The sequence below is a fragment of the Acidovorax sp. GW101-11A03 genome, from assembly GCF_059424825.1.
In genome coordinates this window covers 1-17,508 of the sequence record NZ_JBWKZU010000082.1, presented here as the reverse complement: position 1 = coordinate 17,508, position 17,508 = coordinate 1, and the positions used below count along the sequence as shown (strand labels likewise).

The 17,508-nt window shown below is 64.7% G+C and carries 21 protein-coding genes and 1 pseudogene; 5 read left to right on the top strand and 17 right to left on the bottom strand.

Annotated elements, in window-relative coordinates; genetic code table 11:
• Positions 1-44: 44 nt before the first annotated feature.
• From AC07Z7_RS22610 to AC07Z7_RS22555, 12 genes are all read right to left on the bottom strand, one after another.
• Positions 45-365, bottom strand: a complete 321-nt coding sequence (locus tag AC07Z7_RS22610; RefSeq protein WP_255669595.1) for a heavy-metal-associated domain-containing protein — start codon at positions 363-365, stop codon at positions 45-47.
• Between the two features lie 838 nt (positions 366-1,203).
• Complete coding sequence (sorU, locus tag AC07Z7_RS22605) at positions 1,204-1,551, bottom strand: SorU family sulfite dehydrogenase c-type cytochrome subunit (protein WP_008904214.1); 348 nt, start codon at positions 1,549-1,551, stop codon at positions 1,204-1,206.
• Positions 1,548-2,780 carry a SorT family sulfite dehydrogenase catalytic subunit gene (sorT, locus tag AC07Z7_RS22600; RefSeq protein WP_041484972.1) on the bottom strand — a complete coding sequence of 411 codons (1,233 nt, stop codon included), beginning with the start codon at positions 2,778-2,780 and terminating at the stop codon, positions 1,548-1,550. Before sorT ends, sorU begins: the two co-directional genes overlap by 4 nt.
• Positions 2,781-2,865: 85 nt before the next feature.
• Positions 2,866-3,468: a hypothetical protein gene (locus AC07Z7_RS22595; RefSeq protein ID WP_066787015.1), complete on the bottom strand. Its 603-nt coding sequence runs from the start codon at positions 3,466-3,468 to the stop codon at positions 2,866-2,868.
• Positions 3,465-3,998 (bottom strand): RNA polymerase sigma factor, encoded by a 534-nt coding sequence (locus AC07Z7_RS22590; protein ID WP_050813810.1) that lies wholly within the window; start codon positions 3,996-3,998, stop codon positions 3,465-3,467. The genes AC07Z7_RS22595 and AC07Z7_RS22590 overlap by 4 nt, the downstream gene beginning before the upstream one ends.
• A gap of 70 nt (positions 3,999-4,068) precedes the next feature.
• The gene (locus AC07Z7_RS22585) at positions 4,069-4,428 is read right to left on the bottom strand and encodes a DUF305 domain-containing protein (protein WP_008904210.1); all 360 of its coding nucleotides are present in this window, start codon (positions 4,426-4,428) and stop codon (positions 4,069-4,071) included.
• Positions 4,425-5,819: a YncE family protein gene (locus tag AC07Z7_RS22580; protein WP_062405660.1), complete on the bottom strand. Its 1,395-nt coding sequence runs from the start codon at positions 5,817-5,819 to the stop codon at positions 4,425-4,427. Before AC07Z7_RS22580 ends, AC07Z7_RS22585 begins: the two co-directional genes overlap by 4 nt.
• 161 nt (positions 5,820-5,980) lie before the next feature.
• Positions 5,981-6,880, bottom strand: a complete 900-nt coding sequence (locus tag AC07Z7_RS22575) for an anti-sigma factor family protein (RefSeq protein WP_087748580.1) — start codon at positions 6,878-6,880, stop codon at positions 5,981-5,983.
• 19 nt (positions 6,881-6,899) lie between these two features.
• Positions 6,900-7,403, bottom strand: coding sequence for an RNA polymerase sigma factor (locus AC07Z7_RS22570; protein WP_008904230.1), 504 nt, complete (start codon positions 7,401-7,403; stop codon positions 6,900-6,902).
• Positions 7,404-7,449: 46 nt separating this feature from the next.
• A complete protein-coding gene (locus AC07Z7_RS22565; protein WP_231624607.1) occupies positions 7,450-7,767 on the bottom strand; it encodes a COG4315 family predicted lipoprotein in 318 nt (105 codons plus the stop codon).
• Between the two features lie 120 nt (positions 7,768-7,887).
• Positions 7,888-8,319: a nuclear transport factor 2 family protein gene (locus tag AC07Z7_RS22560; RefSeq protein WP_008904227.1), complete on the bottom strand. Its 432-nt coding sequence runs from the start codon at positions 8,317-8,319 to the stop codon at positions 7,888-7,890.
• 161 nt (positions 8,320-8,480) lie between these two features.
• Positions 8,481-9,587 carry a YeiH family protein gene (locus AC07Z7_RS22555; RefSeq protein WP_100174373.1) on the bottom strand — a complete coding sequence of 369 codons (1,107 nt, stop codon included), beginning with the start codon at positions 9,585-9,587 and terminating at the stop codon, positions 8,481-8,483.
• A gap of 51 nt (positions 9,588-9,638) precedes the next feature.
• Between AC07Z7_RS22555 and AC07Z7_RS22550 the strand changes: the two genes are divergently transcribed.
• Positions 9,639-10,634, top strand: a complete 996-nt coding sequence (locus tag AC07Z7_RS22550) for a LysR family transcriptional regulator (protein ID WP_439517429.1) — start codon at positions 9,639-9,641, stop codon at positions 10,632-10,634.
• A gap of 724 nt (positions 10,635-11,358) precedes the next feature.
• Here AC07Z7_RS22550 and AC07Z7_RS22545 read toward each other — a convergent pair.
• Positions 11,359-12,528, bottom strand: a complete 1,170-nt coding sequence (locus AC07Z7_RS22545; RefSeq protein ID WP_121420077.1) for a tyrosine-type recombinase/integrase — start codon at positions 12,526-12,528, stop codon at positions 11,359-11,361.
• A gap of 115 nt (positions 12,529-12,643) precedes the next feature.
• Between AC07Z7_RS22545 and AC07Z7_RS22540 the strand changes: the two genes are divergently transcribed.
• A complete protein-coding gene (locus AC07Z7_RS22540; protein WP_013397104.1) occupies positions 12,644-13,693 on the top strand; it encodes a DNA-binding protein in 1,050 nt (349 codons plus the stop codon).
• A gap of 37 nt (positions 13,694-13,730) precedes the next feature.
• Here the strand turns inward: AC07Z7_RS22540 and AC07Z7_RS22535 are convergent, their stop codons facing one another.
• Positions 13,731-14,033, bottom strand: coding sequence for a hypothetical protein (locus AC07Z7_RS22535; protein WP_013397103.1), 303 nt, complete (start codon positions 14,031-14,033; stop codon positions 13,731-13,733).
• Positions 14,034-14,062: 29 nt separating this feature from the next.
• On the opposite strand from AC07Z7_RS22535, the gene AC07Z7_RS22530 reads away from it, so the two are divergent.
• The 3 genes from AC07Z7_RS22530 to AC07Z7_RS22520 all read left to right on the top strand — a co-directional run bounded on the left by AC07Z7_RS22530 (position 14,063) and on the right by AC07Z7_RS22520 (position 14,969).
• A complete protein-coding gene (locus AC07Z7_RS22530; protein WP_013397102.1) occupies positions 14,063-14,434 on the top strand; it encodes a hypothetical protein in 372 nt (123 codons plus the stop codon).
• Positions 14,435-14,553: 119 nt separating this feature from the next.
• A complete protein-coding gene (locus AC07Z7_RS22525) occupies positions 14,554-14,745 on the top strand; it encodes a hypothetical protein (RefSeq protein ID WP_013397101.1) in 192 nt (63 codons plus the stop codon).
• A complete protein-coding gene (locus AC07Z7_RS22520; protein WP_158307678.1) occupies positions 14,742-14,969 on the top strand; it encodes an antitoxin VbhA family protein in 228 nt (75 codons plus the stop codon). The genes AC07Z7_RS22525 and AC07Z7_RS22520 overlap by 4 nt, the downstream gene beginning before the upstream one ends.
• Positions 14,970-15,076: 107 nt before the next feature.
• Here the strand turns inward: AC07Z7_RS22520 and AC07Z7_RS22515 are convergent, their stop codons facing one another.
• The 3 genes and pseudogenes from AC07Z7_RS22515 to AC07Z7_RS22505 form a co-directional block, all read right to left on the bottom strand.
• Positions 15,077-15,994, bottom strand: coding sequence for a response regulator (locus AC07Z7_RS22515; protein WP_252659432.1), 918 nt, complete (start codon positions 15,992-15,994; stop codon positions 15,077-15,079).
• A gap of 21 nt (positions 15,995-16,015) precedes the next feature.
• Positions 16,016-17,185 carry a response regulator gene (locus tag AC07Z7_RS22510; RefSeq protein ID WP_494767732.1) on the bottom strand — a complete coding sequence of 390 codons (1,170 nt, stop codon included), beginning with the start codon at positions 17,183-17,185 and terminating at the stop codon, positions 16,016-16,018.
• A pseudogene (locus AC07Z7_RS22505) lies at positions 17,178-17,508 on the bottom strand (hybrid sensor histidine kinase/response regulator); the annotation flags it as partial. The gene AC07Z7_RS22510 and the pseudogene AC07Z7_RS22505, both read right to left, overlap by 8 nt.

The following is a 17,508-nucleotide window of genomic DNA, read 5'->3' as shown; positions in this document are numbered from 1 at the left end:
AGCCCAGCGACGATATTCAGACGCATGATGGTCTCCTTGTTGGTTCAACTGCAGCATGACGACGTACGGTTCGCAGCGCCTTGATTCACATCAACAGAGGCTGTGGACCGAGACGCACAGCAGCCACCGGTTGTTCGGCTCGATGAAGTCCCCACCACGGCGTCTGCTTTGTATCCGGCACGCTCAAGTGCAGAGCGGACAAGCTCCACAGTGCCGTCTTCGGCTTGCCCAGGAACGCGGACCTGCCGCGCGGCCACATCGATTTCTACTTCGACGCCCGCTGGCATTTGAGCCTGAGCTATTGCTCGACGAATGCGCTGAGCGCAACCGCCGCATGTCATATCAGGAACATTGAAATGGACCATGTGAGCCTCCTTTGGTTGATTCACTGTTTGACTATGAACCTTTCCACGATGAGAAGGTCAAGCTCATTCGCAAAGATCAACCGGGCATCAAGATCGAGAGCGGCACTCGCTCAGGCAGACAAGGCTATGCCGATTCGATCCTGCTTGCCGAACTGCATGCTGAGAGGCACTTAACGTCTTTCCGAGTCGACTGCGAAGCTCGCGAACCTGCTTGAACTGGCTTCAAGGCGCAACACGTGTCAGGAGCCAACGTATTGGTGTTCTCCATCTCCATCCAAAAAAATGGCCCACCGCTCCGAACGTCCGATGAGAGTTCGTCAGCGGACTTCCATGGTGGCTGGACGAGCGACCGCAACCGCTGCTTATGGAGAACTCTCCATAAGCAGCGGTTGCTGCCGTTCGAGTTTTCAACGTGAATGCCCTTGGCGTGCCGGATTGCGATCACTCCTATTCATGCATCGTGGTAATGCGCAGAGACAGGTTTCAGGCGCGCAGTTGACATTGCTAGAGAGTTGACAACAGCGTGCAGAGATCTGCAAGCTCGACGAGCAAGACTGCAGCAGCATCAAGCATGGTGCGATCAATCACCTGGGCGTGTCGCCAGCGTTGATGGCTTACCGCGAGCACAAGGCCATGCTGGGCAAGACTTAGGCCGGCGAGAAGTTCCCGGCGGTTGTGATGATGGGGACTGGCTGGATGGTGGTCCCCGACATCAAACCAGGCAAGTGATGGTGAGTGGCTGACCCGCCCTGGGTCAGCCACTCAGTCGGGATCGCTGTTTGCAGGTGATCCCGTCCTTTTTGTCAGTTGGCGCAACAGCGCTGTGGCCAACCAGCCATCACTTTGATCCACCCGAAGCCTTGGCCACGTAGGCCGCCAGGGCGGCAATTTGCGCATCACTGAGTTTGCCGTTGTAGGACGGCATCTGCCCAATGCCGTTGCGCAGCGCGGTGGCCACGCGCTTGGCATCGGGCTTGAGCTCGTCCAGGCTGGGGCCCACGGCGCCTTCGGCTCCCGCGTCCTTGAGCGCATGGCACAGGGCGCAGGCAGGCACCGCGCCTTGGCCGAACAACACCTTGCCTTGTTGAAGTTGCGCGGCATCGTCGGCGGCGTGCACGGGCAGCACTGTGAATGCCAACGACCACAGGGCAGCGACCAACGCGTGTTTTTGGATTGTGCGCTTCATGCCACGCTCACTTTCACGGCGTGGTCGGCCCAGCTGGTGTTGTTGTAGCCGCCCGCGTTTTCCATGCGTTGTTCGGGCTGCACGTTGCCTGCGGTGTCGGTGGCTCGGCTCGCCAGGGTGAACTGGCCCGCCGGCAGGCGCGCCGCAAAAACAAACTGCCGCCACGCAAAGCGGCCGAGGTCGGGCCCCACCATGCGCGCGAGCTGCCAGGTTTTTCCGCCGTCCAGAGAAACCTCGACCTTGGCCACCGCGTTCATGCCGCCAAACGCCACGCCATGGATCTGTGTGTCACCCGCTTTAAGCGGGGCGCCGTCCGTGCCGGGACCGTTGATCCACGACTTCACCGTCATTTCCTGCACCGATGGCTGCGACGGGTCGCCCTTCGCGCCGGGCGGTGAAATGCGGTAGCCGTGCGACATGATGCGTGCGTCGGTCTCCTGAGCGGTGAAGGCCAGGCGTTTGACGTACTTGATGTTGTTCACGCCCGTGTAACCCGGCACGATCAAGCGCAGTGGGCCGCCGTGGGCCAGCGAAATCGGCACACCGTTCATTTCCCAGGCCAGCAGGGCATCGGCGAGTGCGGCAGCAGGCACCGAGCGTTCCACGATCACGCTCTTGGGGTCCAGTCCATCGGGGAGTTTTTCGCCGCCTGTGCCGGTGAGGTAGGCCATGCCGGCCTCCACGCCGCCCAGGGCATCCACCACCCAGCGCACCGGCACACCGCTCCACACCACACAGCCTGCTGCGCCCACTTGCCAAGGCGTTCCACTGGGCTTGTTGGGGAAGTAGCCGCGTCCGTTGCCAGAGCATTGCAACACCATCGCCGTGGTCTCGATGCCTATGCGCTTGAGGTCGCCCAGCGTGAGTTTGCGCGGGTTCTTCACCCCCTCGATGTTGATCTCCCAGGCATCGCGGTTGCCCAGGATCGAGGCGTCGGGCGCGGGCAGGTTGTTGCGGATGTAGAGCTGCTCGGACGGCGTGATTACGCTGGTGCCGAACACACTGCGCTTGGTCTCAATGGTGGTGCTGCTGTGCACGATCAGGCTGGCCGGGTCCTTCCAGCCCACGTACGCTGGCAGAGGCTTGGCAGCACCGGCCAAGGCGACGGGCGCGGTCTCACCAGCAGCGGCTGCGGTGCGGCCAAAGCTGGCCAGACCAACGGCAGCCAAAGCAGCGCCGCTGCCGGCCAGCAGGTGGCGCCGGGGGAGCGAGGTGGGTTGTTGGTTCATTTCTGGGGTCTCCGGTGGTTGGGCGTCGTGCGCCGGTTGGGGTGAAAGGGGTGAGCGGTTGATTCGTTGACAGGGACGCGGTGCCTCAGCCTGGCCCGGACACGGGAGGTGCCTGCAGTGCCGTCTGCGCGACCGCCAGTGCCTTCTTTTTCTGGGCCACCAGCAACAAGGGCTTGCCCTCGCGCGAGCGGATCACCTTCCAGTGCACGTTGCTCCACCAGCCGCTGGCCTCGCGCAGGTCCACAGACTGGTCAAAGGCATACACCGTCACCATGCCGCCCTTCTCGAAGAACGTGGTGAGGTGGTAAGCGAGGTGACCTTCGATATCGCATGGCCGCATGAGTTGGGGAAACCCGGGCACCACGTTGGCGTCCCGCATGCCCAGGTGCATGAGCAACTGGCGCTGCTCCATGAAACTGCCCCGCAAGCTGCGCTCGTGGTATTCGTGGTCGATCGCGTCGCGCACCATCGCTGGCGGTCGCACGGCGAGCACCCCGCCGCTGGTGCCACCGGCCAGCAAAAGCGCAGCCAGAAAACGCTGCAAGCCGCGTCGCGCCAGCAGCGGCTGCGGCTTTCGGTACAGGTGTGCCGGTGCGTCGCTGGCCTCGAAGGCGATCGCCAACTCGGCGCGCGCGCGCAAATCGAATTCGCTGTCGGGCAGGAAAGGCGCGTCGGTATCGGGGCTCATGTCTTGGTCCTGCGAAACGGGGTAACGTTGACATCGGCCTTGGGTGTCGCAGGTACCCCCATGGCCAGCTTCAAAGCGTCGCGCGCACGGGCTAGGCGCGACAACACCGTGCCGGGCGCGATCTCCAGCGCCTCGGCCATCTGGGCGGTGGGCATGTCGTCGAAATAAAACAGCACCAGCACCTCGCGGTGGATGGGCGCCAGGCGCGCGAGCGCCTTGACGACATCGAGTTTGTCGTCCAGCCCCGCGTCGGGCGCCGCTTGCTCGGGCTGCTCTTCATCGTCCAGCGACTGCATGCTGGGTGCGGCCTGGCGAAAGGCGGCGCGGCGCATGATCTGAAAGAGCCAAGCCCGTGCCAGCGCAGCGTCGCGCAGTTGCTCCCGGTGCTTCCAGGCGTTGGCAAAACAGTCTTGCACCACGTCTTCGGCAATGGCGCGCGAACCAGTGAGCGCCCACGCACTGCGCAGCAAAAAACGGTAGTGCTCACGCACCCATTGGTTATAGCGGGACTCGGCAGACTGGAACAGCATGGTGATCAAGAGCGCTGCATGGCTTGGTTCATTCCGTGGCGCTCATTGGTACTTTCCCTAGGGCTGTCGATCAAGGCCCCCGCGTCCCACCCAGCGACGGAAATTCCGCTTCCGCACCTTTGGCTGTGCGCTGCTGCAGGGTGTGCAGTCGGCGTTGCATGCTCTGGATCTCCACCGTCTGCCCGGCAATGATTTCCTCGGCCAACTGCCGGGTGACAGGATCGCGCCCATGCTGCAACACCAGCCGCGCCATGTCCACAGCGCCGGCGTGGTGCGGAATCATCATCGCCAGAAAGTCCTGGTCGGCCTGGCCTGCGTAGCCCGGGCTGTGCATGGCCTGCATCATGCGGGCCATCGATTCGTCCATATCCCGCTGGAATGCGCTGGTGTGCGCGGCGCTGGCGCCGTGGCTGGTGTGCGCGCCGCTCATGCCGTCTGGCCCTTCTCGCCCACACGCACGTAGACGAGGTTGATGCTCTTTTTGTTGCGCAGCGCGCCAGAGGGCAGCGTCAGATTGCCCAGGGGGATCTGCGCAATGAAGGTCGGGCGCAGCGGGTCGCTCACATCAAATGCACTGCACACGGTCTGGCCCGCGTTGGGCGTGCCGGGCAGCTCGTCCTGTTCGTGGGCCACATACAGCAGCGTGTTCTCGGGGTTGGTCCACAACCCGTGCGACTCGCGGCCACGGCTGGAGAAGGTGCCCACCACCTTGCGCTGTCCGCCCGGAGCGCTGCGGTCGATGATGGCGATCGGGCTCGACGCCACGCCGCCGGGGCCACCATCGTCGATGCGCGCCAGGCTGGCATAGACCACGCTGCCGCGCGCATTGCGCACGAACTCAACGTGGTTGGGCCGAGCGCCCATGCCGAGTGGCACGGTGTCGATCAGGTCGAAGCCACCCTGCGTCGAGCGGCAAGACACCGCATCAGCCAGCTTGTGCGAGAACCACACCTCGGCACCGTCGGGTGTGGTCTTCATGAAGGGCGTGAAGCCGGGTTTGTCCTGTGCGCTGATGTCCAGCGTGGTCAGCCGCTGCGGTTGGCTGTGGCCATCCGCGCCGGGGTTGACGCGGAACACGTCGATCTTCGACACCTTCTGGCTGGCCACAAAGGCCAACGTACCCTCACGGTTGAACCACACCTGCGCCGGGCCGCTCAGTGTGGGCAGGTATTGGCGAACCGCGCTGGAGCCCGGGCTGTCGGCCCCCTTGAGCTGGCGAACGGCACGATCGACGCCGACGATGGCAATACGGTCTTCACCGCGCAGCGTGACCCACAGCTCGCGGCCGTTGCGCGTGAAAGTGGGCTCGTGCGGTTCGCGGCCCAGCAGCAGGCCACTACTCAGGCGCTCGGGGTTGGTGGTGGGCCCAGACGCAGGGTTGGGTGTGTTGCCGATCACGCGGCGCTGCTCGGCGTCGATCAGATAAATGTTGCTGGAGCCGCGCCCGCTGGTGGCCAGCAGCCGGCCGTCGGGCGACGGCACCGCGCCGTGGGCGTCGATGCAGCCGTGGTACAGCGGCTTGTGGATCATCGCCGCGTGTGTCGGCGCCACGCCGGCGGTGACGTAGCGAAATGGAGGCCGCGGGTCTTCGTCGAAGCTGGTCAGGTTGATCGTGCTCTCGACGGTGTTCGTCTTCGGATCGATGACGACCAGCGTGTTGGAGTCTTCATTGGTGATGAAGACGCGGTCGCGCGGGTCGATGCCGGTGGCTGCGGCTCCCGCTGAAGCGCCGGACGGGGCCTGGGCATGTGCTGCGGGCAGCGCGCTGGCTGCCGCGGCGGCCAGGGTGTACTTGAGAATGTCGCGGCGTTGGGTGGTCATGTGTGCTTTCTGAGTTGGTGTGGAGAGTGATCGCTTGGGTCGTGGGCCGGGAGCCGCCGATGAACCACTGCCCAGCGCTTGCTTCAGGTCAAGAGCGCGGCTCGGGCCGTTTCATTCCCTGGGCATGCCGACAGCGCGTCGCGCCGACGCCGCCCTGGCCTTCAGCGCGGGGTGCCAAGATGCCGATAGACCTCGGCCGACACCTGCGCCAGCACGCTGCGGTCGGCGTCGGACGACAGGGCGTAGCCGAAGGGACCGTCGACCCAGTAGAAGACATTGACCACACCTTCGCGTGCGAAGCGGAAGGCCGTGTCTGTGTTCTTCACGCTGGCCTGCAGTGCCTTGTCCGGCCCCGCGGCACTGCCCACGTCGGCGACATCGTTGGATACGTACAGCGTCAGTTTGCTGCCGAGCTCGTTGCGGTACATGAACTGCGCCACCGGCCCCTGGCCGCCCGGCAACAGGCGCCCGCCTTCCAGCGTATAGCCCTGGGCCTGCAGGTACGGCGGCTTCATCGGCGCGCCCATGCGCTTGGACAGCCAGGCCACGAGCTGGTCTTCGTGCGCCGCGTCCACCTCGACCGGGCGGCGCGGGTCGGGACTGTATACCGCGTGAGCCACCGCCGCGCGCTGCGCGAAGCCGCCCGCTGACGCCAGCGTCAGGCCGCGCTCGGCGGGTGCCGCGGCGGCCATGCGGCCGGCATCGTCGCCCCCCGCGGGCAGGCCGCCCCGCAAGCCCCAGCCTGTGGCGCCGCTGATGACGGCGATGGCGATCCCAGCGGCCAGGCGCTGGAGGTACCAAGGCGTCTGCGGCACGGCGCGCGGGCGCGCCGATTTCAGCAGGCGCTGCGGCGGCTGTTCATCCAGCACGGGATCGAACAAGGCGTGCAGTTCGCGCTTATGCGCCCGGTAGGCCTCCAAGCGCTGCGCGTCTTCAGGGCGTGCGGCCAGATAAGCGGCGATCTCGACCTGGCGCTCAGCGGGCAGGCGGCCATCAACGAACGCATGCAGGTCGGCCTCGGTGACCGGGGGAATGGACGGTGGCGGACGGTCGGTATTCATGGGTTGCTTCGCAATACATTCATTTGACGACTTTCAGCCGCACCGGTTCTGCGCGGCCTTCCATCAGGCCGCGCAGGCGCTCACGGCCTCGCGACAGGCGCGACATCACGGTGCCGATGGGGATACCCAGGGCCTGCGCCACATCGGCATAGGCCATGTCTTCCAGCGTCACCAGAAGAAGCACTTCCTTCTGCTCGACGGGCAGCAAGTCCAGTGCAGCCTGCAGATCCAGTACAGCCAGCCTGTCGGTTTGTGTCGGCGCCACCGGCACTTCGGGCGTGTCGTCGTCCATGGTCACGGTGTGCAGCCTGGGACGGCGCACGCCATCGACGTGCAGGTTGTGCATGATGCTGAAGAGCCAGGCGCGCATGTCGGCCACGCCGCCCCACAGGTTCGACTTGGCCCAGGCCCGCTCCAGCGTGTCCTGCACCAAATCGTCGGCGTCGTCACGGTTGTTCACCAGTGCGCGCGAATAGCGGCGCAGGCGCGGCACCCAGCTCAGCAGGCTTGCGTCGTCTTGCATCGGGGGGTCGTGGCCTGAGGGTCTGGACGGAAGTCGACAGCAAATGTCATTCCTTGATGATGTGCCAGACGTCTTTGAAGTTGTCGCCGGCGCGGTCGCCGGGCTTCTGGTCGGCCTGGTAGGTGTACACCGGCTTGCCCTTGTAGGCCCACTGGCGCGCACCGTCGTCGCGCATGACGATCGTGTATGCACCGGCGGGTTGGTCGCTGGCGGCGGCCATCGCGGGCGGCCACAGCGCGGCGCAGCCGCCGTTGCAGGTGCTCTTGCCGCTGCCTGCCACGTCCTTGTCGAAGGTGTAGAGCGTCATGCCCTTGGCGTCGACCAGCGCGCCGTTGGCGAGCTTGGCCGGCGCGTCGGCAGCCATAGCGCCGGTGAGTGGTGCCGCGAAGGAAGCCGCTGTGATCAGCAGCGCGGCCAGAGTCGAAAGGTGCTTCATGGGGTTGTCCTTTAGGGTCTGGTGGAGAGTAGCCACGCTGCGTGCCGTTCAGTAAGCCGCAGCCACCGCCAGCTTGGGGTCGATCTGCCAGGTTTCACTGACGATCTTGCCTTCACGGAACGTCAGCACGTAGCGCACCTTGATGGGCATCTTGCCTTCGAAGACGACGTTGGCCGAGACGGTGGCGCCCTTGGGGTTGGCCGATTCTTCAATCTGGCCGACTGTGAGCTTCAGTGGGCCGACGGCCTTGCCGAACTTCTCCCAGGTGCCGCGAATGGCATCGGTGGTGGCATAGGTGCCGTCGAGTGGGCCGCCTACCCAGTTCAGCTGGGCCTGGTCGGCATAGGCACGCATGACGATCTGGGTGTCGCCCGAGGCGATGGCCTGGAAGTGCGTGCGGGCGTCGTCGCTGGGGGCGGCGAAGGCGCTGCCGGAGGCGAGCGTCAGGGCGGTGGCGGCGAAAGCGAAAGTCTTGAACATTGTGGGCTCCGATGAAGGGTTGGTGTGAAGTGAAGGGGGGTGAGTGCTGGACGAAGGGTCCGATAGGTCCCGACAAAAGAGCAGACGGCGTCGGCATGCGGTCTATTCCAGAGCGTGCAAAGAAATTTAGGGTCAGGGCCCTGGGCCGTGAATTCGAGGCTTCAGCCCAGCAGGGCCGGCACCCAGCGGTTGATGAGCGCGCCTCCGACGATGAGCCAGCCGAACAAGATCAACGCCAGCAGCAGCGGCTTGGCCCCGGCCTTGCGAATGGCGCCGATGTGCGTGGCCAGGCCGAGCGCAGCCATCGCCATCGCCAGCAGCGCGGTGTCAATCTCGATCGTCACTGCCACCACCGACGCCGGCAGCCATTGCAGCGAATTGAGCAACACAACCGCGACGAAGCCGAAGGCGAACCAGGGCACAGCGAGTTGACCCTTGGCGTGAGCATGCTCTGCCTCCACCAGGGCTTGCAGGGTGCTGTCGCGCGCCAGCCAAGCCGACAGCATCACCAGGAACGGCGCCAGCATCATTACTCGAACCATCTTCGCGATGACGGCCGAGTTGGCTGCGTCCGGGCCCACCGAACGTGCTGCGGCCACCACCTGGGCCACCTCGTGGATGGTCGATCCGACGTAGATGCCGAACCCGTTGGCGCCGCCGGGGATCAGCGCCCAGTGCCGGTTCAGCTCGAACAGCGCCGGGTACAGGAAGATCGCCAGCGTGCCGAACACCACCACCGTGGCCACCGCCACCGTGACCTGCTCGGCGCGCGCCTTGACCACCGGCTCGGCGGCCATCACCGCAGCAGCGCCGCAGATGGCACTGCCAGCGCCGATCAGCATCGCCGTCTTGCGCTCCAGGCCCAGCCAGCGCGTGCCGATGAGGCAGGCCAGTGCGAAGGTCGAGCCCAATATCATTGTGTCGATGGCGACACCAGCTATGCCAACATGGTCAATGTCCTGCACGGTGAGCCGCAGGCCGTACAGCACCACGCCCAGGCGAAGCAGGTTCTGCTTGGAGAAGTTGACGCCGGCGCCGCTGGCTACCGCCCAGCGCGGGGCCCACGGGTAAACCGTGTTGCCCACGATCATGCCCAGCACGATGGCCAGCGTCAGCGCACTGAAGCCATGGTCCTGCAGCCAGGCGATGCGGCCCAGCGCGATACCGGTGGCAGCCAAGGCGCCGCTCAGGGCCAGGCCGGGGAGCATGCGTGCGAAAGCCGATGCAGAGGCCGATGTGCGTGGCTCAGGAAGTACGTTGATGGTCATGCTGCTTGCCTCCGGTTGAAGTTCATGAGGACGAAGCTTCCGGCTTCATAGATGACCCGTCAAACGGGTTGTATCGCTAAGATGTACCCATCTGATCGCTTTGCAAACAAATCCGCCATGAATACCCTTCGCCTCACGCTGCGACAGCTGCAGATCTTCGTGGCGGTTGCGCGCAGCGGCACTACCACGGCAGCCAGCGCCGAGATCGCGCTGTCGCAGTCGGCCACCAGCTCGGCCGTGAATGAACTTGAGCGGCTGCTGTCGCTGCGCCTGTTCGACCGCGCGGGCAAGCGCCTGCTGCTCAACGACAACGGCCGTGCGTTACTGCCGCGGGCCCTGGCGCTGCTGGACGGTGCCGCCGGCATCGAGTTGATGTCCCGCGATGGCAGCGCCCAGGCGCAGTCGCTGCGCATCGGCGCCAGCACCACCATCGGCAACTATGTGCTGCCCAGGCTGCTGGCCCGTTTTGTCGCAGCGCAACCGGGCCATGCCAGTGCCTGGCGCTCAAAGGTCGTGATCGGAAACACGGCGGCCATCTGTGACGCGGTCGCTGCGTTTGAACTGGACGTGGGCCTGATCGAAGGGCCTTGCCACCAAGCGGCGCTGGCCGTCACGCCATGGCACCAGGACGAGATGGTGGTCGTTACATCGCCCGACAGCGCGTGGGCACGAATGAGCCTGGCCGGCGAGCGGGTGCCAATGCGGACACTGCGTGAAGGGGTCTGGCTGGTGCGTGAGTTGGGCTCGGGAACGCGCGAGGCCACCGACCAAAGTCTGCTGCCCCACTTGCGCTCCTACCGTCGAAGCATCGAGCTGGGAAGTTCGGAGGCGATCAAACATGCGGCCGAGGCGGGTATGGGGGTGGCCTGCCTTTCGTCGTGGGTCGTGAGCGACGCTTTGGAGGCCGGCCGCCTGTGCCGCATCGCCACGACCTTGCCGCGGCAGCTCCGACAATCTCACCTGGTCGTGCATCGCGACAAACAGCCCACCGCTTCGCTGCTGGCATTTGTCGACCAGGTATCTGGCGCCGAGAAAACGGCGCCATGAAATGTGACTCCATCGAGGTCAGGCCTGAGCAGCTCGCCAGTCGGCGCTCAAAGCTTATCCACGCACCTTCAACGAGATTCACGGCAGGCTCACCTGCACAAATGCCGGATGCGGATGGCGAGGTCAAGACTGCCGCATATCCACATACCGCACGCGATGTCTTGGGCATTGCGATCCAACGGCCACCCCTTGTCTCCTTCTTTATTTGCGGCGAGAGCAATGATCAGAATGTTGCAACAGCATCAGGTCAAAGTGAACTATTGCCCGTCTATCACGCACTTTGAGGAGCACTGGGAACCCGGGTGGCGGGTATTGCGCTACGGACACTGAAGGACCAAAAGAAGTGATTCGCCCTCCCTGCTGGCGCTTGAAGAAGGCCTGCCCAGGGTCCAGAACACCGTTTCGTCCGTGACGCAAAGGGCCATTCCAGAACTTTGCACTTCGCTACAGTGCCGAACGACCGGTACAGGTAATCGATCGGTCGCTTGAGATCCTGACCGGTGAGCGACCGCTTGCGGTGGCGCCCATGGACTCTGCCGTCGAACCTAAGTGGCAGCAATCAGTCTGAAGCTGTCCCTCGCGCTGACGCGCTGAATGACAGCAACTGGCCGTCAAGATCAGTTCGCGGACCGATGGTGTAGGTCCGCCTTCTTACCCATTCCGGTCTTTGGAGACTCGGTCATCCGGCAGAAATTCAACCGGTTGAACTTTCATGGCCGGAGCATCACGGCGTGCGCCAGCCGACGTGATGCACGGCAGAGGTGGCATCGTGCCGCGCGTCGTCCTCAGCATGCAAGTAGATGCTGGTGGTGCTGATGTTGGCATGCCCCAGGTTGTCGCGCACCACCTTCAGGTCCGCCTTTTCGCTCAGGTGACTGCCGGCGGTGTGGCGCACCCAGTGGGCAGAGGCGGCTTCGAGGTGGGCTGCTGCGGCTTCGAACTCGGGGCCTTGCGCGCGCAGGCGCGCCGCGCTGGCCCGAAAGATCTCTTTGAGCACTTCGTGCAGGGCGCTGCGCGCCATGGGCTTGTGCGGCCCGATCAGAGGGATCACCAGCGGCATGCCGTCGCCCTCCACGGGCAGTGGGCTCAGGCCCTGGCTCCTGCGGTAGCGCATGAGTTCCGTCATCAGCTCGCCGGTGGCCGGCACCAGGCGAGTCTTGCCTCCCTTTCCCAGCACTTCCAGCCACCAGCGCTCGCGCCCGTCGGAGGCACGTTGGCTGAAGAACGCGCCCATGGTCGCTGCGCAGATCTCGGAGACTCGCAAGCCCCCGATGTACAGCAACGAGACCAGCCAGCGGCTACGGGAGGCATGCTGCCTGGCGCGTTCGGGCACTGTGGGCAAGGCCTGCACGGCGCTCTTGACCACCTCCCATTGCTCCATGGGCAGAAAGCGGCTCACCCGCGGCGCGGACAGCCGCCTCTTTCGGCGGCTCAGGGCCAGGGGGTTGCCGGCAAGGTAGCCGGCCTCCACCAGCCAGGACAGCATGGCGTTCAAGATCGACAGCGCCTGGCGCTGGCTGGACGCGGCGAGCGGGCCGGCGAACGGGCGCCATTGCGGGGAATTGCGGCCGGGCTTTTGCCCGGGCGCCATGACCCAGCGCTCGGCCGGTTGCGGATCGGCCAGGAAGCGCTGGTAGAGCAGCAAGTCCTCGTGCGTGAGGTCTGACAGGGCCACGCCGCGCTGCAGCGTGCACCACAGCATGAGCCGTTCAGCCTCCTTGCGGTAGCTGGCCAGCGTGGCGGGCGAGTCCGTGTAGCGCGCCAGCCAGGCCAGAACGGCGGCGCGATCGTCGGCCGCTGCCAGTTGGCCCGGCGTGGCGGCGCGATTGCGACCCTCGCGGCCATCGAGATGGGCGGCGACCACCACGCGATCCAGGGTGACCAGGTCGGTCATGGCGAGCTACGGGGGAATCCGGACATTCTGCAATGCTATAGACATTAGAAGACTTATGTCCATAGACTGAGAATTAATTCAATAAATTCAACGTATTACGTTGTATTATTTATTCATGAATACCGAAATTGAACTCCAGAGCGACATTGAAACCCTCCGGGGGCGATTTACGGAAACAAAAGACCTCTATCGTGAGGTTTGCGCGTTGCTGTTCTTCCGCTATGGCATCACCCCCACGGCAAGCAAGCTGTACCAGTTTGTGCGCAAGGGCTCGATGAGTGCGCCGGCGGAGGCGCTGGCCAAGTTCTGGGAGGATCTGCGCAGCAAGGCGCGCGTCGAAATCGACCATCCGGATCTGCCGCCCGAACTCAAAACGAGCGCGGCGGAGGTCATCGCCGAGTTGTGGCGGCAGGCCACGGCCGCTGCGCGCCACGAACTCGCGGCGCTGCGCCTGGAGGACCAGGCCGCGGTCGAGCAGGCTCAGGGCGAGGAAGCTCGGGCTCGCCAAGCGGCAACCGAGGCGCTGGCCAGCGCCGATACCCTGCGTCAGCAGCTGAGCGCGACCCAGGAATCGCTCCAGCAACGGCAAACGGACCTGGAGGCAGAGCGGCGCGCCCATGCCGGCGCCGTGGCCAGGTTGCAGGAGTTGCAGCGCCATCTCGAGGAAGCGCGCCATCAGCAGGAGCGAGTGCGGGTGGATTTCAGCGCCGAATTAGCCAAGGCAAGGGAGGCCGTGGACGCGGCGAACGCTCGTTCGGACGCCGCCGAGCGGCGCGCGCTGCTGGAGATCGACCAGGAGCGCCAGGCCCGGATCAAGGCCGACAAGCAGCTCGAGGCGCTGCGTGGCCAATTGGCGCAGGCCGAAGGCCGCCATCGCGAGAGCTTGCTGGCGCAGGCCGACGCCGTTACGCGGCTGCAGGTCAAGGCCGATGCGGCCGAGGTGTCGCAACGAGAACTGACGGCCAGCAATCGCGGCCTTGTTGACGATCTTCAGGCGACGAGGGAACGACTCGCGGTGGCCCAGCAAGAAGCGACGCAATTCAAAGCCGAAGCACAGACGCTTCGCGCGCTGCTGGAGCGGCTCTCGCCGCCGGAACCGGTACCGCCGCCGCAAGAAGTGCCAGCCTCAAAGGCCGCCAAGACCGGTGCGCGAAAGGTTCGATAGCTCGGTAAGTGCGGTGTGTGCGGCACGCGTCCCCAACTCATGGGTCAGCAGCTCCGGCCGCCTTGCGCAGGGCGCGCAGTTCCAGACGCGCAGACTCGCGGATCTCTTCGCGGTCTAGTTCGACAGCGGTGTCGTCGACCCAGGTTTCCCAGAGGCTTTCGAGCCACGCCTGCCGGGTGCTGAACGCCTCGACTGCGTAGTCGAGCCAACTGGCGTAGCCGGCGGGCGGTGGCAATGGCTTTTGAATGGTGAAGAGAATATCTCCTGAAGATGAAGTGCGATCATCCGACACAGAGCGCCATCCGACAAATCGAGCAGGCACTTCAGGCTCGTTGTGCATGGGATTGGCCAGCAACGAAGGAGCAAACGATGATCGGCTGGTGGATAGTTGTCGCAGCTCAGACACCCGAGGAGCGTGACCAGGCGGTGGACCGAAGGGCGGCCGTTCTCGCGAACTGGGAGGTCGGACCCGGCGGCATCGAGTGGCTGCATCAACTCGTGAAGGCGGGGTCGGCGATCCAACTCTCCTTCAGCGGCTACCCGAACCGCTACACCGCCAAAGCCAGCGATGTGCTGCCGCTGCTTGCTGACGGACCGCCGGCGCACAGGGGGCCTGCCATCATTGGCGATGACTATGTGATGCCCCCGAACTGGAAGGGCAATTTGATCTTTCACGCAGAGAAGATTGCCGCTTGTCCTCCCAATCAACTATTGACCATCGACGCTTGGGATCAATCGTGATCGTCCAGCTCGGAGCCAAGGCCCGGCACGGACTTTTCTGATCACGGCATTTCGCTCCCAGGTCCCGTCGACGAGACGACCGTTCGCATTGTGCGGCGTGACGTTCCAGGAGGAAAATCATGAGCATGACCAAGAAAGCAAGTCAGATGAAGGTGCCTCGCCCCGTTTCGCTGCCGCGGGGGCGCGGCATTTCTTCCCGGCCACGGATCGAGGAGCACGCACTGGAGAACCTGCTTAAGCGGTTCGATCCGAAGCTGCACGGTGGAGAGGTGATGGCTTGGCGTCCTGTTGGGGTTGAGGTGTTGCCGTGACCACGAAGGAGGTGCGCGGCGATGCAATTGCCCAGGCCCTTGCAAACACGCGGATTGCGGGCCATGAACCCAAGCCACGATTTCTGGCGGACGTTGCAGCGGTGGTTGCCGGCACGATGACATATGACCAAGCTGTACGTGCCAGCGCGGCAAGGGCTCGAGGTCGCAATGGATCGGAGCCGCTCCCGGCCCTACGCGGTATGGAGAACCGATCACCCGAGTGATCGGCAGGGGGGCCGATCCCGCGTGATCGGAGCAGCCTGCATAAGCAAGACGTCTTTAATGACTTTGAGGCTTATGAGCTAAAACTGGCCGTATCCCGGCTTAGCCTCTATGCGCCCGCTGGCGCTTGCAGGCGCTGCAGGTCGCCGCGCAGGCGTTGCACCTCAGAGCGCAGCTGGGCGTTTTCGCGCAGCAGGTCGAAGTCCTTTTGCAGCTGCTTGCGGTGCTCCACATAGACCATGAGGTTGCCCACGCGCAGCTTGAGCAGTTCGGGGTCGATGGGCTTGAACACGTAGTCGATGGCACCCAGGCTCAGGCCCTTGTGGCGGGCCATCTCGTCGGTGATGGCGGTCACGAAGATGATGGGTGTGTACTCGGAGGTGTGGTGCTCGCGCAGGCGGCGCGCCACCTCAAACCCGTCCATGCCGGGCATCATCACATCGAGCAGGATGACATCGGGCGGCGCGTCGGACTGGCAGATGCTGAGCGCCTTCTCGCCGCTTTGCGCCACCTTGACCTTGAAGCGGTCGCGGAACAGGCCCGCCATCAGCTGCAGGTTGTCGGGCGTGTCGTCCACCACCAGCAGCGTGGCGCGGTCGGCGCTGCCGTCTACGTCCGGGGCGGGCTCGGAGGCAGGCGCTGCGGCCCCGCGCGTGAGCACGCGCTGCATGCGCTCCAGCAAGCGGCGGGTGGTGAAGGGCTTGATCAGCAGATCATCAATGCCCAGCTGGATGGCCTTGGCGGCCGATGCGCGGTCCAGCCCGCCGGACATGAGCAGAAAGGGCAGACTGGCCAGGCGCGGCTCGGCCCGCATGGCTTCGAGCACCTCCAGGCCGTTGTGCACCGGCATGTCAATGTCGGCCAGCACCACCTGCACAGGCTCGGAGCGCAGGATCTGCAGCGCACGCTGGCCGTCCTTGGCCTGCAGCACGCGGGCGAAACCGGCTGCTTCGAGCTGGCTGGCCAGGGCCTGGCGCATGGCTCCGGCACTTTCGGCCAGCAGAACGGTGGTTTGTGAAGGGTGCATGGGGTGCGCTTGGGGGCTTGCTCAGAGTTCGATGCGCTCGGCAGGCACGTCGGTGGCCAGGCGGTCGATTTGCGCCAGAAGGGCCGGTTCGCCATCGGCAAACCGCTGGGCAATGCGGCGGAACTCTTCAGACAGCACAAGGAAGGCGTCCACCATGTCGGGGTCGAAATGGCTGCCTCGTCCTTCGCGGATGATTTCCACGGCCTGTTCGTGGGTGAAGGCGGCCTTGTATACGCGCTCGGAAATCAGTGCGTCATACACGTCGGCCACTGCCATGAGGCGTGCCGACAGCGGAATGTTGTTACCCATCAGGCCTTCGGGATAGCCTGAGCCATCCCATTTTTCCTGGTGGCTGTAGGTAATTTCCTTGGCGTAGCGAAAGAAGGGGTTGTCATGCGTGGTGTCGCTTTCGGCGGCCACGATGGCGTCTCGACCCAGCGTTGTGTGGGTCTTCATGATCTCGAACTCTTCGGGAGTGAGCTTTCCGGGCTTGAGCAGGATGCGGTCCGGGATGCCCACCTTGCCGATGTCGTGCAGAGGGGCGGACTTGAAGATCGTCTCAATGTTGGTGTCCGTCAAATCATCCTTGAAGCGCGGGTGGTTCTGCAGGTGGCGGGCCAGCGCTTCCACGTAGTGCTGGGTGCGCCGGATGTGATTGCCCGTCTCGTTGTCGCGCGTTTCGGCCAGCGAGGCCATGGCGCGGATCGTGGCGTCTTGCAACTCAGCCAGGGCTCGGGTTCGACTGGCAACCTCTTCTTCGAGCACATGGTTGTGGTGGGCGAGGAAGTCGCGGGCGCGCTTGAGCTGCAGGTGGTTTCGCACGCGGGCCATGACGATGGCAGGGTTGACGGGCTTGGTGATGTAGTCCACCGCGCCAAGCTCCAGGCCGATGCTTTCGTCATCTGCCGCACTCATGGCGGTGAGGAAGATCACCGGGATGTCTTCGGTTTCGGGGTTGAACTGCAGGCGGCGCAGCACCTCGTAGCCATCCATGTCCGGCATCATGATGTCCAGCAGGATCAGGTCTGGCTTGCTTTCGCCGGCCACAATCTGCAACGCGCGTTCGCCACTGGGCGCCAGCTTGACCTTGTAATCCGTGCGCAGCAGGTCGCTCATGAGCGAGAGGTTGTCAGGGGTGTCATCCACCACCAGCACCGTGCATTTGCCGCTCAACTCTATCGGGCTATTCATGAACCGGGTCCTCCTTGTTGTGCATGCCGGGGATGCGGGTGGCGCGCAGTGCGGCCAGCGCTTCCACAAAGTCGTAGCCGTCCAGTGCCCGCTTCATGCCAGCGTAGGCGGGGCCCAGCAGGGCCTTCAGGGCGGGGGTGGATTCCTTGAACAGCTCGATGGCGTCAGAGTCGTCGTCTGCCAGCAGGGCATCGAGCTGGGCCAGCAACTGCTGCGCGGCGGCTGCATCGATGGGCGCGTGGGGCGCAGCAGCGGCCGTGGCCGCACCTGCTTCGTCTTCAGGGGGCAGGGCGGTGCGCAGCGCGGCCACCAAAGCCTGGCAG